Origin of the sequence: Bacillus sp. V2I10 (assembly GCF_030817055.1) — a bacterium.
Taxonomy (GTDB): domain Bacteria; phylum Bacillota; class Bacilli; order Bacillales; family Bacillaceae; genus Bacillus_P.
This window is the reverse complement of sequence record NZ_JAUSYV010000001.1, coordinates 4,481,226-4,496,308: the sequence shown is the minus strand read 5'-3', so window position 1 is coordinate 4,496,308 and position 15,083 is coordinate 4,481,226. Positions and strand designations below refer to the sequence as shown.

Here is a 15,083-nt window from a genome sequence, read left to right as displayed (position 1 = left end):
TCACCTCTCTTTTAGAGTATCATAATCATAGATGGAAGAATTAGAGAATGATAGAAATTAATTGAAAGGAAATGATCCAATCATGACGAAAATAGGGATTATCCGCCATGGACGCACGGCTTGGAATGTAGAGAGAAGAGCACAAGGGAGCTCAGATATTCCTCTTGATGAGAATGGAATGGAAGAAGCAGTGAAGCTTGCGGAAAGGTTAAGCTCTGAGGACTGGAATCTGATTTATGCAAGTCCGTTAACAAGGGCAAAACAGACCGCAGAATACATAGCAGCAAAGCTTGGAAATCTGCCAATTCAATTCGATGCAAGACTAAAGGAAGTGGACGGAGGTCAAATAGAAGGAACGACAGAAGCGGAAAGAATAAAGAAATGGGGAGCTGACTGGAGGGAGCTCGATCTTGGAATTGAGAAGACTGACGCTGTCATCAAAAGAGGTCAGTTGTTTTTTGAAGAATTAATAAAGAGGCATCCTGAAAAAAACATTTTGATTGTCAGTCACGGAATGTTTATCTCCCATTTTTTAAGACAGGTGGTGCCTCATTTAGAAATGAAGGATGCACTGAGAAATACGTCGATCTCGACAATCGTCAAAGTGGAGAAGGGATGGGATTGCGACTTATATAACTGTACAAGGCATTTGTAAGAGCAGTCACCGCAAAGCATAAAATGACAGGATTTAAAGAATCTAAATTGGTAAGATTGGTTCAAGGAGTGAGCAATATGAAATGGATTAAGTCAATACAGAAGGCGATTGACTATATGGAAGAACATTTGCTTGAAGATATTTCGATTGAACAGATTGCTAAAGAGGCAAATGCTTCAGCCTTTCATTTTCAGCGGACGTTTACCATCTTAACGGACATTTCTGTTGGGGAATATCTTCGGCGCAGACGTTTAACATTAGCCGCCCAGGAACTTGCAAACAGCCGCTCTAAAGTGATTGATCTTGCCTATAAGTATGGCTATGACACTCCCGAATCGTTTACAAAGGCTTTCAGAAGACAGCACGGGATTTCACCTAGTGATGCCAGAAAAAGCACATGTAAACTAATATTCTACAGCCGCCTGACCATTCAGGTGAGTTTGAAAGGGGCAGATCCTTTGAATTACAAAGTGGTAGAACGAAAAGGGTTTGATGCAGTCGGGATTAAACGTGAGTTTTCATGTGAGAATGAGGAAAATCAGATCGGAATTCCTAAGCTTTGGAATGAAGTAAATCAGGATGGAACCAATGAGCTGCTGATGAATCTGAACAATGGAGAAATTAAAGGCGTGATGGGGATTTGTGTAGGAGGCAGCAACAAGATGATGGATTATTGGGTAGCTGCAGAGTATGACGGTGAACCGCCTGAAGGCCTGTCAAAGCTTACAATTCCAGCGGCAAAATGGGTTGTATTTGAAGTTCATGGCCCAATGCCGGATGCCATGCAAAATGCGTGGAAGCAAATTTTCTCAGAATGGTTCCCGACGAGCGGATATGAGCATGCCGGCACACCTGATTTAGAAGTGTATTCAAATGATGATCCATTTAGCTCAAACTATTATTCAGAGATTTGGATTCCTGTTAAAGCATAAAAGAAGATATAAGATAAACACTCTTAATTTATTAGGAGTGTTTTTTCTTTGCAACAGGAAGAGGCTGATGCAAATTTAACATCAGCTCCCATAATCATGAATCTACTTGTCGAACCATCTTTTCCAAAGCTTTGTAGACTGTGCAGCTTCAGTAATCGTGTCATTTTGATCTGTTTGTTCAAATCCTGGTGCCCCAGGTGCTCCAGGTTCGTCATCACAGCAAACCTCACTGAACTGGTTTGCGTTTTTGCCGTTATCTCCGGCAATTTGTCCGCCTTGATTAGCGTTTTGGCCTTCATTTCCTGCGATTTGTCCGCCTTCTGCTGCTCTTAGTTTTACGCCCGCGAAGCTCCCGTTATTAGCAATGGCAATATTATTTTCAATCTTCACTTTTACTTTAATTTCTTTTTTACTATCTTTCTTTTTTTCTTTTCCCAATTAAAAGATTCCTCCTTCATCTTAGATAGTAATAAGATATGTTCTGTTATCGAATCGGATTATGTTCTTGTCCGACTATATTCAACCATTTATAGCAGAATAACTGAGAACTTCCTGCTATTTGTGCTTTTATGATAGTGTTATAGAGAAATGAAACCAAGGGGTAAGAGGGATGGAAAAAGACAAGATTTTAGAAAAGGATTTATATTTTCCTGTGCAAAGATATTTTCTTAACCAAAGCTATGCAGTTTACGGAGAAGTGAATGACTGTGATTTGGCTGCGGTTAAGGATGAAGAGCTGATTTTAGTTGAACTGAAGCTCAGGTTAAACGTAGAACTGCTCATTCAGGCTGCGAAAAGACAGCGGTATACAGAGCATGTTTATATTGCTATTCCCAAACCATCATACAGTTTGCGTTCAAAAAAATGGAAGGATCTTTGCTACTTGGTGAAGCGGCTGGAGCTCGGTCTGATTATCGTGTCTTTTCGTCAAGGAAAAGGCTATGCTGAAATGAAAATGGAACCTGCTTCCTTCGATAGAGGTAAAAGTATGAAGCAAAGCAAGAAAAAGAGAGACAGAATACTCGCTGAAATTGCCGGGAGAAGCGGAGATCATAATGTCGGCGGGGTGAACAAAACGAAAATCATGACAGCTTACAAGGAAAGGTGCATTCACATTGCCTGCTGCCTCGAACGGAAAGGTCAGCTTAGTCCTAAAATTCTCCGTGAAATGGGAACTGGTGATAAAACGCTCTCGATCCTAAATAAAAATTACTATGGCTGGTTTGAGAGGGTAGAAAGAGGGACGTATACCTTGAGTGAAACCGGGAAAAAAGGATTGCTGATGCATAAAGCACTGAGTGAGTACTACTATACTAAGATTGAAGATTAGATCCTGCGGTTATGTGTGCTGCAGGTTTTTAATGTTTTTTGGCAGAACAAATCAGGAAAACAGATTTAATAGTTGAATGACGTGAAAATTTGGCAATTTCGGCTTGAAAAAGATCGGGTCTGGCTGAAAGCAATATGACATATGCAAGTAATTATTCGAAATATAGCACAAAAAATCAAAAAAGGAATACAGGCATTTTGTAAAATATGGGTATAAGGACGACGAAGAAAGGTGTGAAGACATGGATACATATCATCGGATTCAAAAAGCAACCTGAGTATATTGAAACAAATCTATTTGAAGATTTAAAGATTCATCACGTTGCATCTCAGGCTTTTTTCTCTCCGTTTCACTTTCAGAGAATGTTTCAGGCAATTTCAGGATTTACTGTTCAAGAATACATTCGAAACAGAAGGCTGTCTGAAGCAGCTGTTCTTCTGAAAAAAGACATTCCTATCTTACAAATAGCACTCGATTGCCAATATGGCTCGCAAGAATCGTTTACAAGATCATTCTCTGCATTCGCTGGAGTACCGCCATCTAAGTACCGTAAATCACAGATATCCCTAAAGCTGTAGCCTAAAATAAATTTTCTGGATTTCAAGCAAAGGATGAGAGGTGAAATTCATGTAAACAAGCCTCAGATTGTGAACTTTTCCCCTATTCATATCATCGGATGTGAATACAAAACAAACTTAAACAATGATGCCCATTATGAAGAAATACCAGGATTCTATCATGATTTCGGCATGAATGAATACTACATGAAAATAGCGGATAAACTCGCGTCTGGCATGTCTTACGGGATCGCTTGCAGCTTTGAAGATAATGGAGGTTTTTCATTTATCATTGGTGAGGAAGCAAAAGAATCAAATGCTAAATTGCATGAGCCCCTTATTCATTTTAAAATTCCTGAAGGGAAATACGCGGAATTCAAAGTGAATGGCTCCGCTGACACGGTTCAAAATAATCGCAGATACATTTATGGCACTTGGCTGCCTCAATCCAATTTTGAACGGAGAGAGGGACCGGATTTTGAGGTAACAGATGTACTGGGCTCAAGCTACCCTGACAAAATGAAGATAAATATTTATATTCCTGTTTACTAAACCAATTCTTCCGAGAAGAATTGGTTTTTTGATGGCAGAAATCTGTAAAATGGGTTTAGAGCTGATTTGAGGAATCATACACCTAGCAAGGGTTACCCGATTCATGTTTTTGCGCAGTTATGGGAAATCTCTCTATGATTACCCGATTAATAAACGGCCAAATAAGGGCCCGAATGGAAAATTTTTTCGCAAGCTTACTCACAAATGGTTTGAGATTCTAAACGTATAGTACTATCCTTATAGATAGAACAACGTTTTGGAAAGGAGAACCATGCAGAGTAAAAACAAATTACACACAACCCTTAAGAAAATAAATAAAGTGATTATAGATCAAAAACAAGAACTGATCCAAGCTATAAAAGTAGAAAAGAGCATCAAATACCCGAATTTCAATCAGTCTATCAGCGAAGAACTTTCAAATTGGAGAGAAAAATTGATGAATGTTTATGCTGAAGGGATTTTGCTTGAGAAGCAGGAATCTATTGTTCTCTTAAACAGCTGGGGAAGAGAAACATCTGATTTGCTGATTGCGATTCAATTTCCGCTGGATCTTGCCATTGAAGAAATCAAGTTTTACCGGGATATGATTGGCAACATTATTAAAGAGCAGGCGAAGGCCGCCAGTTTATCTCTGGATGAGTTTTACGAGCTGCTTTCTTCTTTTGATCATGTGGTGGATCACGCCATTCATCTGATCAGTGTTTTTTATATGAAAAAATACTCAACCAACATTCTATCTGCCAAAAATGCTGTTGATGAGTTATCTGTGCCAATCGTGAATGTATCAGAAAAAATTGGGGTTCTTCCATTAATCGGAGACCTTGATACACAGCGTGCACAAGTATTGATGGACGTTGCTTTAACGAAAAGTGCTGAATGTGCATATGAGTATTTGATTATTGATTTATCGGGCGTACCTGTCATTGATACGATGGTTGCAAACCAAATTTTTAATGTGCTGGATGCTCTTCAGCTATTGGGCGTTGAAACAAAATTGAGCGGAATCCGCCCAGAAATTGCCCAGACTATGATTAGTCTTGGTCTTGATTTTAAAGATGCAAAATCCTTTTCAAGTCTGCATCTTGCCTTGAAATATATAGGGTTTGAACAGAAAAATGCAGGATGACCTGACGCGGTATTTTGTATGAGGTGCCGTGTTTATAAAAACTGGCGCATGCGTTTTAAAAGATTCAGCAAAGGGAAATGATTTTTAGTAAAGAAAAGGCCGCAGTGAAGGAGTGAAGTAATTGGAGAACTGGATTACGGATTTTATGGAGCAATATGGATACTTTGGCATTTTCCTGATGATCGCATTAGAAAACATATTCCCTCCTATTCCTTCTGAAGTTGTTTTGCCTTTTGGAGGCTTCATGACAATCAATTCCGACATGAATGTGATTGGAGTCATACTCGCCGCTACAGCAGGTTCTGTTGTCGGTGCAGTCATTTTATTCTGGATCGGACTGCAGCTGGACGTTGAACGGCTTGAAAAAATCATTGATAAGTGGGGGCATATTCTAAGAGTAAAGAAGAAGGATGTGCACCGGGCAGATGTATGGTTTGATAAATACGGTATATGGACCGTTTTTTTCTGCCGTATGGTTCCGCTTCTTCGCAGCCTCATCTCCATTCCGGCAGGCATGTCGAATATGAATTTCCTGAAATTTGTTCTATTTACAACCTTTGGAACCCTGATCTGGAATATTGCACTTGTTATGCTGGGGGCATCACTCGGTGAAGCATGGCCTAAAATCAATGATTATGTCGGCGTCTATTCGTCAGTCATTTATGCAGTTCTTGGAGTTGCAGCTGTTGTATTTATAATCTGGTTTATTCGCAGAAGGCAAACGAAGAGTACACATTAAATGGATGAAAAAGACCCAATCCGAAATGGATGGGGTCTTTTTTTATGAGATAAGAAAGTATAAAATTTTTTGCGTTTATGTCCAGCTCCATCGCCCAGCTCCTCGGCCAGAACAAATCTGTCTGTCGGAGCTAACCGGGCGCTTGCGCTTTTCTATATAGCCTGCGGCTTACTGTATGCCTGTTTAAATGTATTCATCATGGAAATGTTCACAAGCATTCCTGCAGAGATGCAGAGCAGGATCAGCGATGATCCCCCGTAGCTTACAAATGGAAGGGTAACGCCCGTAATCGGAAGCAGTCCGGCTACAGCTCCAAGGTTGACGATTGCCTGAATTCCGATCATGGATGAAATGCCAATGGCAAGGAGTGAGCCAAATGGATCCGGACAGTTTTTGCTGATCACAAAGCCTTTTAGCACGATAAACGCAATCAGCCCGATGACAAAGAGTACTCCGAACAGTCCTAGCTCTTCACTGATGACCGCCATAATAAAATCCGTATGGCTTTCCGGCAAATAGCCATATTTTTGAATGCTGTTTCCAAGGCCGAGCCCGACCATGCCGCCGCTGCTGATTGCATAGTAGGAGCTGACCAGCTGATAGCCTGAATCGGCGATATTTTCAAAGGGATCCATAAAACCTGTGAATCTCGAAATTCTCTCAGATGAGAAGACATCGGCTAATTTATTTGTGACAAATAAAAGCAAAAGCCCGATCGTCACTGCAAGCGCTGTAAAGGCCGATAATTTAATAAAGCTTTTTAACGTAATACCGGAACAAAGAATGATGATCGCAGCATTCAATAAAATGATGAGTGCTGTCCCAAAATCGGGCTGGAGCAAAATCAAAATAAAGATCACAACAACAAAAATAACAGGCGGCAAAATGGCGTTGCCGAATTCATCCATATATCTCTGTTTTTTTGCAAGCAGAGCTGATAAATAAATAATCACCCACATCTTTGCAAACTCTGCGGGCTGAATAGCTGCTCCGCCAAACTTCACCCAGCTTTGAGCGTTTCCGGCTGTATGCCCAAAAACGATGACAAATAATAAAGAACCGATTGATATGTAAAATAAGAGCTTAATCATCTTTTTCTGAAGAAAGATTTTATAAGGGAAAAATGATAGGACAGCAAACATAATAAACCCTATCAGCAGTGAAATACTCTGCTTTTTGAAAAAATAGCTGCTCGTCACATCATATCTTAAGATGGATGTTATCATACTTGAGCTGTAAACCATAAGGAGCCCGAACGTACTTAATAAAAAAAAGGCTGCTATTAACGAATAGTCGTAGGATTTAAGAATTCTGATGAACATGAAGTGGCTCCTCTATTAAATTGGTGTGCAACATAGTAGATGTACCCAAAAAACTTGATGGAAAAACCTTTAAAAGGCTTATTTTTTATATAATATATGAAAATCTTCGCCGGTAAAGCAGGATTAGATTAAGAGAATCGTTGAAAAGGCATCCTTTTTATTTATCGGAAGACATACAAATAAATTAACAATCTCAGCTGCATTACATGAAATTGGTTACCTAAAATGATCGAAATCCAGATTTCAGGGTATCAAAGAGGGCCAATGGTTACCTAAAATGAACGAAATCCAAATTTCAGGGTGTCAAAGAGGGTCTATGGTTACCTAAAATGAACGAAATCCAGATTTCAGGGTATCAAAGAGGGTCTATGGTTACCTAAAATGAACGAAATCCAGATTTCAGGGTATCAAATAGGTCTATGGTTACCTAAAATGAACGAAATCCAGATTTTAGGGTATCAAAGAGGGTCTATGGTTACCTAAAATGAACGAAATTCATAATGGAGGGGAAGTCCAATGTAAGCACCTGCCCTATATAAAATGAAAAAAAGGGGTAGTTTACATGAAAAATAAATCATTTCGCTTCCTTTGGCTCGGTCAATCATTCTGGCTGCAGGATTTGGTTTAAGCCTTTGTACGTTTCTGTTTGGATTCACGACCATCCCTTTGATGGCCCTTTTCCTCTCCTTCGCATTTGGAGTGATGGAACAGCTGAAAACCATAGCCATGCAGACCATACTGCAAAGCAATGCGCCAGCCGGCAAGCTTCCAAAGGTTTATTCCTCTCAAGGTGCCATGCTTTCATTAACATTTGGTCTTGCGTCCTTACTCTTTGGCTTTTTGGCAGAGGAGACAAATGTGCAGACAGTATTTGCGGTTTCAGCCTTGATTCTTCTCGGTTCAGCTGTGTTCGCCTTTCAAAGACGGAAGGATCTTAAGCTTTTAACAAAATTTGATAATCAATAAAAATGCCGGTGCTGAGGTCAGCGCCGGTTTCTTTAAGTTCGGGGGACAGTTAAAATTAGCTTCCAATCTAATAAGACTGCATCACACTTGTTATATAACACATTCTCTCATTTATGCTATAATTACTTTGAAAAAAATTGAATATTTTGACTAAAAGGGGATGAAGAGATGAAGGTGCCATTGCTGCTGCCTCAGTTTTTGGATCGGGCTGTCAAGCTTTACGGGGAGAAAACAGCTGTGATTGATGAGTTAAAAGAATTTACATATGCAGAAGTAAATGATAGAGTCAATCAGCTTTCGCGGGGGCTAAGGGAATTAGGGATTGAAAAAGGGGATCGCGTTGCCTATCTTGCACCAAATTCTTCTGAAATGTACGAGGGGTTTTACGGGGTTCTTCAGCTTGGAGCGGTTATTGTTCCTCTGAATACAAGGCTGATTCCGGATGATTATGTGTATATATTAAATCACAGTGAAACAAAAGCATTGTTTGTTGATCATGAACTTTATTCACAGATTGAGCCTGTTGCAGATCAATTGAAAACCGTTAAAACCATTATTGTCCACGGTCTTGAAATCAGTGGAGACGGGCCGGTTGCTTATGAGCAATGGCTTAGTCAATATGAAAAACATAAAATCGATCGTCCTGAGATGGAGGAGGACGATCTGGCAACTCTCCTTTATACGAGCGGGACAACCGGAAAGCCTAAAGGTGTCATGCTGACACACCGCAGCAACTATTTGCATGCACTCGCTACGATGCATCATCTTCGGGTTTCTGATCGGGATGTTCTTCTGCATGTTCTTCCGATGTTCCATGTCAATGGATGGGGATCGCCATTTTATTACACGGCAAATGGAGCGACACAGGTATGTCTCCGAAAAGTGCTGCCGGCCGATATTATCAAAAAAATAAATGACTATGGAGTAACCGTCATGCATATGGCTCCAACTGTCCTTAACAGCCTGCTTCAGTTCTCGGAAGTGAACGGCTTCACAAAACAGCCGCAGGATATCCGGATTGTCATAGCAGGATCTGCCCCGCCGCCTGCATTTGTGAAGCGGGTGGAGGAGGAATTGAAGTGGGAGTTTATCCAAGTCTATGGCATGACTGAAGCATCCCCGCTAATTACAACTTCCATTATCCGTGATACACAGCAGTGTCTTTTGCCGGAGGAAAAATATCGTTTAAAAGCAAAAGCAGGCTATCAGTTCATTGGAAGCGATGTGAGAGTTTTTAATGAGCTTGGAGAGGAAGTTAAGCACAACAGTCAGGAAATCGGTGAGATTGCGGTGCGCGGAAACGGTGTAATGGAAGGCTATTGGAACAATCAGGAAGGAACAGATGAAGTCATTCGCGGCGGCTGGTACTATACCGGTGACATGGCTGTTGTGGATGAGGATGGCAACATTGAAATTGCTGATCGAAAAAAAGATATTATTATCAGCGGAGGAGAAAACATTTCTTCCATCGAAGTCGAAGGCGTCCTGTATGATCACCCTGCAGTGCAGGAGGTCGCTGTCATTTCTGTTCCCCATGAAAAATGGGGAGAAACGCCGCAGGCCATTGTCGTCATAAAGGATGGACAGCTGACAAGCGAGGAAGAACTTATCGCCTTTGCACGCAGCAAGTTAGCCCATTTCAAAGCTCCGACGAGAGTGATATTTGCAGATGAGCTGCCTAAAACGGCATCAGGCAAAATTCAAAAAGTACATCTTCGGAAGGAATTCTGGAAGGAAAAAGAGAAGTTTGTAAACTGACAAAATAAGAATGCACGATCAAAAAAAAACCAGGGAAACCTGGTTCTTTTTTAGGGGAAAAAGGGGTGACACATGTTTACAATCCTTTTATTTATGTTCGTTTTTGCTTCTGGAACGGCTTACATGGCAGCCATTTATTATAAAAAAGAAAGATGGGTTTATGCGCTGAAACCAGGAACGATGCTTTTGATCATTGGAATGGCCTTCATTAATCTGAAGGCCGCAGGCATTTACGGAATACTGGTTGTCTCGGGATTGCTGTTTTCGCTTTCAGGCGATGTCTTTCTCATGCTGCCTGCTGACCGTTTTTTGCAGGGGTTAAGTTCTTTTTTTATAGCTCATGTTCTTTACACTGCGGCTTTTATCTCTGAGCGGGCAGACGGTGAAAGCAATCCCCTTATTTGGAGTGTGCTGATTGTCCTTGCTCTCCTCTTTTTCCGCCTTCTTTTTAAAGGAGTAAAAGAAAAAGGGGGGATTGCAATGATCGCAGCTGTTTCGCTGTATATAACGGTCATTACACTGATGACCGGGACGTCTTTTTTCAGCGGACAAGTCCTGATCATCGCAGCAGCATTATTATTTTACCTATCAGATGCAGTGCTGGCATGGGACCGATTCAGGAATTCTTTAAAATACAGGGACTATATGGTGATGAGCACTTATTTTCTGGCGCAGCTTCTATTTGCTGTCAGTGTCTATCTTTTTAATTAAGGAAGGGTGATAGAAATGAAAGCAACAGATGAAATCTTATCAGTATGGAAGAAATTTGATGAATTTCCGATGGAAACCCTTACTAAGGCGTGGTATTACGGGAAAGCCGGTTCAAAAAAGCAGAGAGATCTTTCGTTAATGAAGGAACACAAGGAGCAGTACGGCATAACAGGCAACTGTTTTGATTTATCGATTTGGCTGCTGGATGAGCTTGCAAAAGGAGGAATTGAAGCTTACCCAATTGGATTAGATCACGCAGCTGTCATCGCGCTTGATGAATTGGGCAGAAGATATTTGTGTGACTTGGGAGATCAGTGGCTGAATCCAATTTTGATTGACGCCAAAGCACAGGATTTCACGACTGAAAAACTAAAGGGATTTTTTCCTGCTGCAGAAATAAAGGTGGAACCGGACGGAGATGATGTGAAGATTACTTACTATCGTCCGAATGGAAAGTCGTCTGCACAAATCTATCAGACTGTACCTATCGATCGAACACTGTTCATGGCTGCAGCTGAACAATCTCAAAATACAATCAAGCGGGAGCCGCTTTTAGAAAAAAGAGTTGAACTTGGAAAAGAAACAGCTCATTGGGAATTTTATAATTGGAAAAGCTTTTTAAGCACCAACAGCGGATTGTTTGAAGACCTGGATGCAGAAACCATAGGTGAATGGGCTGATCGAATTCATCAAAAAACGGCGTATGATAGAGAGTTTCTATTAGAAACATTGATGATTTATAAAAAGATGGAATGTTATATAATGGAAGATTATAAAGCAGTGAAAGAAGAGAATTGAGAGGTCTTGAAAAGATGGATAAAGAATTACTTCGAATTTATGATGAGAATCACAATCCAATCGGAACAGCTGCCCGCTCAGATGTTCATAAGTCAGGCTACTGGCATGAAACCTTTCATTGCTGGTTTGCGGGAAGAGAGAACGGCAGGGTGTACCTCTATTTTCAGTTGAGGAGCAAAGTGAAAAAGGATTACCCCAATTTATATGATATTACGGCTGCAGGCCACATTCTGGCCAATGAAACGATTGAGGATGGAACCAGGGAGGTAGAAGAGGAAATCGGCATTCGCCTCTCCTTCTCAGATCTAGTCCTGTTGGATGTCCTGAAGTATTGTGTTTCTCAAAAAGGGTTAATTGATAATGAAATTGCACATGTGTTTTTTTATCTATTTAATCAGCCCTTTGAAAGATTTACCTTGCAAAAAGAAGAAGTAGCGGGAATGGCTCGGGCAGAATTGCATTTAGTTAAAGACCTTATGGCTGGGAGAAGAACTAGTCTTCTAATGGACGGTTTTGAAGTGGATCAGGACGGAACTAGAAAAAACGTCCAAACAAAAGTAGATAAATCTAGATTCGTGCCTCATGAAGATGCCTATTATGAAAGAGTTTTAGAATTGATTGAAGATGAGATGATGAGAAAGTAATAGGGAAATAGAGTTTGAAAAAAATCTATGATTTCCTGAAACCTTTTCTCTAAATTTTTCGTATTTACATATAAGAGAGGGAAACAAGATGATTCCAGTTTGGGTTGTGGTTTTAACTGTTAGTGCCTGCAATCAGGTTTATGATTTGAAGCCGCCATTTTCATGTATGCGGTCATACTAATCAGCAGACAGGAAATGGTGAATGCAGCTTAAACGGTAACGTGCACCGTATTCGGGACAAGGCAGTAAGCCTATTTTGATTGTAAAGACATAACGACTGCGATCAGCAGTTTTTTTTAAGTATTACTGGAATTTATATAGTATGCAGCGTCTATGTCAAGCTCCAGCGCCTAGATCCTTATCTGCCTGTCGGATCTGATTAAGGTGCTTGCGCTTTTCTGCAGCTAAAAGTGATGTGAGAGGATTTGCGGAAAATGGAGAAAAACGAACATCCTTTTGATTTTAGTCTGGTTTTCATTGTATTTTTATTTTCAATCATCAGTTTTCTATCAATCAGCACAGCTCAGGAATTCGGACAGTATAATGAGAATTTTCTTGTGAAGCAAATGGCCTGGTATATCGCAGGCTGCGGTATTATATTGGCAGTCATGTATTTTGATATGGAGCAAATTGAGAGAATGCAATGGTTTGCTTACGGTTTTGCCATGCTTCTGCTTATCTTTCTGATTCTCGCGCCAGAATCGATTGCAAGGCCGGTAAACGGAGCGAAAAGCTGGTTTCAGATTCCTGGTATTGGCTCCCTGCAGCCGTCTGAACTTTCCAAAATAGCCCTCATACTTACACTCAGTCATCTTATTTCAGCGCATCATGAGAAATATGCATTCAGAGATTTGAAATCAGATTTTCTCCTATTAAGCAAAATGGGTCTCGCAACATTTGCTCTGATTGCGATTATTATGCAGCAGCCTGATTTAGGAACTTCACTTGTGCTCATTGCCATTTTCAGCGGACTGATTTTAGTTTCGGGCATTTCGTGGAAAGTGATTGTCCCTATCTTCCTTTTTATGAGCTCTGTTGGATGTCTGCTTATTTATTTCATTGTGTTTCAGCCAGATGTTCTGAGTATCATCGGAGTCAAGCAATATCAGCTGGGACGAATTTACGCATGGCTCAGCCCGGAAGAATTCAAAGAAGGGGATGGGTATCACTTGTATCAGTCCATGCTTGCGATTGGATCCGGATTGATTACAGGAAAAGAAGCAAGCTTAGGCAATGTCCATTTGCCGGAGGGGCATACCGATTTCATTTTCAGCGTCATCGGAGAAAAATATGGTTTTGTCGGAACGAGTTTTGTCATCAGCCTGTATTTTCTTTTAATCTATCGAATCATCAGCCTTTCACTTGATGTGAAGGACCCTTTTTCTTCGTACATATGTACAGGAGTTATTTCAATGATCACTTTTCACGTGTTTCAAAATGCCGGAATGACGATCGGCTTGCTGCCGATTACCGGAATTCCTCTTCCATTCATCAGCTATGGAGGAAGCTCAATGATCAGCAACATGCTTGCACTGGGACTCGTTTTCAGTATTAGCATCCGGAATAAGAAGTATTTTTTTGATCGTGAATGAATCATGAAACCCTGCAAGATAATTCTTTTGATCAAAAGAAGGAAAGCAGGTCCTCGTCACAGAAGTTTATAAGCTTAAGATAAATCCAGAAAAGGAATGAATAGCTTTGAATAAACGCAACCCCTATTTTCTTCTTGTTCTTGCGACAATTTTATGGGGAGGGAATTTTGTCATCGGCCGTGCCATAACAGACAGCATGCCTCCATTTACCCTCTCCCTGCTCAGGTGGTGTACAGCATTAATCATTTTTCTGCCCTTTGCATGGCCTCATTTTAAAAAAGAGCACGCACAGTTAAAAAAGAACTGGCACATCCTGATTTTGATGTCTATAACAGGAATTGCAGGATTTAACAGCCTGCTTTATCTTGCGCTGCATTACACAACATCCATTAATGCTTCATTAGTGAACACGTCGACACCAATTGTGATTTATATCCTCTCCTTTTTTATTCTCAGGGAGCAGCTGAACAGAAATCAAATGATCGGAACCGTTCTTTCTCTTGCGGGGCTATTTTTTATTCTTTCAAAAGGATCTCTTGCAGTCCTTGTCAATTTCTCGTTTAATTTTGGAGACTTCATTGTCCTTGCCGCGGTTGTTTGCTGGAGCATCTATTCCATTTTAATAAAGCGTTATACAGGGATTTTGCCTGGATACAGCACATTTCTCGTTTGTATAGCTGTCGGTATTCTCGTTCTGCTTCCGTTTGCTTTTTATGAGATTTTCATTTTAAATATTCCTATCGTGTGGTCAAATTCTTCGGTTTTCACCATTTTATACACAGGAGTTTTTGCATCTATTGTTGCTTTCATCTCCTGGAATACGGCTGTTGTCAGAGTAGGAGCAAATAAAGCGGGTATCTTTCTGAACTTGATTCCGGTCTTTGCCGTCATTTTTGCTGTTTTATTTATTGGAGAAAAAATAATGTGGTATCAGCTTGCAGGAGGCCTTTCTGTTATAGCTGGAGTCTACCTTTCAGCAAGGTCCATTCCGCTTGAGAAAAAGGAGAAAAAGATGTTTTTAAGAGATAAGGAGTTTTACAGATGAAAAAAGCAAGCCGTTTTTTACTCGGTTTGGCGCAGCCTCCGCGCAGTCCCAAAGCAATCGATCGGTGGTCCAATAAAAAGCAGCATGGATTTTAACACATCATCACATCTTCCAAATGCGTTCCATTTCTTCTTCTGGGTGAAGATGAAAAACACCTTCAAAAAAGAACCTCTTCCTATTTAAATTTGATTTATCTTAAACTTGTTTTATTAACAAAAATACTGACAAAATAAACGAAAAATCTTCTTTATTCGACAAATTTCACATCTATTCTTGCAATGTTTTCTTATTTTATGGCTCCCGCTGTAAACAAGAGTCGATATTTTTAAATATCTTTCAAGTTCTATCTGGGGTAA

14 protein-coding genes and 1 pseudogene are annotated in these 15,083 nt (G+C 40.4%); 13 read left to right on the top strand and 2 right to left on the bottom strand.

What is annotated here, in order from left to right:
* Positions 1–82: 82 nt before the first annotated feature.
* Together QFZ72_RS22860 and QFZ72_RS22855 are read left to right on the top strand one after the other, a co-directional pair.
* Positions 83–655: a histidine phosphatase family protein gene (locus QFZ72_RS22860; RefSeq protein ID WP_307438076.1), complete on the top strand. Its 573-nt coding sequence runs from the start codon at positions 83–85 to the stop codon at positions 653–655.
* Between the two features lie 77 nt (positions 656–732).
* On the top strand, positions 733–1,587 hold the full coding sequence (locus tag QFZ72_RS22855) for an AraC family transcriptional regulator (RefSeq protein WP_307438074.1): 855 nt from the start codon (positions 733–735) through the stop codon (positions 1,585–1,587).
* A 102-nt stretch (positions 1,588–1,689) separates the two neighbouring features.
* Here QFZ72_RS22855 and QFZ72_RS22850 read toward each other — a convergent pair whose 3' ends face one another.
* The gene (locus tag QFZ72_RS22850; RefSeq protein WP_307438072.1) at positions 1,690–2,025 is read right to left on the bottom strand and encodes a hypothetical protein; all 336 of its coding nucleotides are present in this window, start codon (positions 2,023–2,025) and stop codon (positions 1,690–1,692) included.
* 172 nt (positions 2,026–2,197) lie between these two features.
* On the opposite strand from QFZ72_RS22850, the gene QFZ72_RS22845 reads away from it, so the two are divergent.
* From QFZ72_RS22845 to QFZ72_RS22830, 4 genes and pseudogenes are all read left to right on the top strand, one after another.
* The gene (locus tag QFZ72_RS22845; protein WP_307438071.1) at positions 2,198–2,917 is read left to right on the top strand and encodes a DUF2161 domain-containing phosphodiesterase; all 720 of its coding nucleotides are present in this window, start codon (positions 2,198–2,200) and stop codon (positions 2,915–2,917) included.
* 241 nt (positions 2,918–3,158) lie between these two features.
* A pseudogene (locus QFZ72_RS22840) lies at positions 3,159–4,026 on the top strand (AraC family transcriptional regulator).
* A 271-nt stretch (positions 4,027–4,297) separates the two neighbouring features.
* A complete protein-coding gene (locus tag QFZ72_RS22835; protein ID WP_307438069.1) occupies positions 4,298–5,152 on the top strand; it encodes an STAS domain-containing protein in 855 nt (284 codons plus the stop codon).
* 121 nt (positions 5,153–5,273) lie between these two features.
* On the top strand, positions 5,274–5,891 hold the full coding sequence (locus QFZ72_RS22830; protein WP_307438068.1) for a DedA family protein: 618 nt from the start codon (positions 5,274–5,276) through the stop codon (positions 5,889–5,891).
* 152 nt (positions 5,892–6,043) lie between these two features.
* On the opposite strand, the gene QFZ72_RS22825 is transcribed toward QFZ72_RS22830, so the two are convergent.
* Positions 6,044–7,213 carry an FtsW/RodA/SpoVE family cell cycle protein gene (locus tag QFZ72_RS22825; RefSeq protein ID WP_307438066.1) on the bottom strand — a complete coding sequence of 390 codons (1,170 nt, stop codon included), beginning with the start codon at positions 7,211–7,213 and terminating at the stop codon, positions 6,044–6,046.
* Between the two features lie 588 nt (positions 7,214–7,801).
* Here QFZ72_RS22825 and QFZ72_RS22820 point away from each other — a divergent pair.
* The 7 genes from QFZ72_RS22820 (at position 7,802) to QFZ72_RS22790 (ending at position 14,727) form a co-directional block, all read left to right on the top strand.
* Positions 7,802–8,179, top strand: a complete 378-nt coding sequence (locus tag QFZ72_RS22820) for an MFS transporter (protein ID WP_307438065.1) — start codon at positions 7,802–7,804, stop codon at positions 8,177–8,179.
* A gap of 168 nt (positions 8,180–8,347) precedes the next feature.
* Positions 8,348–9,937 carry a long-chain-fatty-acid--CoA ligase gene (locus QFZ72_RS22815; RefSeq protein WP_307438063.1) on the top strand — a complete coding sequence of 530 codons (1,590 nt, stop codon included), beginning with the start codon at positions 8,348–8,350 and terminating at the stop codon, positions 9,935–9,937.
* Positions 9,938–10,009: 72 nt separating this feature from the next.
* On the top strand, positions 10,010–10,648 hold the full coding sequence (locus QFZ72_RS22810) for a lysoplasmalogenase (RefSeq protein WP_307438061.1): 639 nt from the start codon (positions 10,010–10,012) through the stop codon (positions 10,646–10,648).
* Positions 10,649–10,663: 15 nt separating this feature from the next.
* Positions 10,664–11,446 carry a hypothetical protein gene (locus tag QFZ72_RS22805; RefSeq protein ID WP_307438059.1) on the top strand — a complete coding sequence of 261 codons (783 nt, stop codon included), beginning with the start codon at positions 10,664–10,666 and terminating at the stop codon, positions 11,444–11,446.
* 14 nt (positions 11,447–11,460) lie between these two features.
* Positions 11,461–12,090: an NUDIX hydrolase gene (locus QFZ72_RS22800; RefSeq protein ID WP_307438058.1), complete on the top strand. Its 630-nt coding sequence runs from the start codon at positions 11,461–11,463 to the stop codon at positions 12,088–12,090.
* 434 nt (positions 12,091–12,524) lie between these two features.
* A complete protein-coding gene (locus tag QFZ72_RS22795; protein WP_307438056.1) occupies positions 12,525–13,682 on the top strand; it encodes an FtsW/RodA/SpoVE family cell cycle protein in 1,158 nt (385 codons plus the stop codon).
* 106 nt (positions 13,683–13,788) lie between these two features.
* Positions 13,789–14,727, top strand: coding sequence for a DMT family transporter (locus QFZ72_RS22790; RefSeq protein ID WP_307438053.1), 939 nt, complete (start codon positions 13,789–13,791; stop codon positions 14,725–14,727).
* Positions 14,728–15,083 lie beyond the last annotated feature (356 nt).

What these genes read in the sequence shown, in the direction of transcription:
- QFZ72_RS22860 (WP_307438076.1), top strand. Translation starts at nt 83, where the DNA reads ATGACGAAAATAGGGATTATCCGCCATGGACGCACGGCTTGGAATGTA.
- QFZ72_RS22855 (WP_307438074.1), top strand. Translation starts at nt 733, where the DNA reads ATGAAATGGATTAAGTCAATACAGAAGGCGATTGACTATATGGAAGAA.
- QFZ72_RS22845 (WP_307438071.1), top strand. Translation starts at nt 2,198, where the DNA reads ATGGAAAAAGACAAGATTTTAGAAAAGGATTTATATTTTCCTGTGCAA.
- QFZ72_RS22835 (WP_307438069.1), top strand. Translation starts at nt 4,298, where the DNA reads ATGCAGAGTAAAAACAAATTACACACAACCCTTAAGAAAATAAATAAA.
- QFZ72_RS22825 (WP_307438066.1), bottom strand. Translation starts at nt 7,213, where the DNA reads ATGTTCATCAGAATTCTTAAATCCTACGACTATTCGTTAATAGCAGCC.
- QFZ72_RS22815 (WP_307438063.1), top strand. Translation starts at nt 8,348, where the DNA reads ATGAAGGTGCCATTGCTGCTGCCTCAGTTTTTGGATCGGGCTGTCAAG.
- QFZ72_RS22810 (WP_307438061.1), top strand. Translation starts at nt 10,010, where the DNA reads ATGTTTACAATCCTTTTATTTATGTTCGTTTTTGCTTCTGGAACGGCT.
- QFZ72_RS22805 (WP_307438059.1), top strand. Translation starts at nt 10,664, where the DNA reads ATGAAAGCAACAGATGAAATCTTATCAGTATGGAAGAAATTTGATGAA.
- QFZ72_RS22800 (WP_307438058.1), top strand. Translation starts at nt 11,461, where the DNA reads ATGGATAAAGAATTACTTCGAATTTATGATGAGAATCACAATCCAATC.
- QFZ72_RS22795 (WP_307438056.1), top strand. Translation starts at nt 12,525, where the DNA reads ATGGAGAAAAACGAACATCCTTTTGATTTTAGTCTGGTTTTCATTGTA.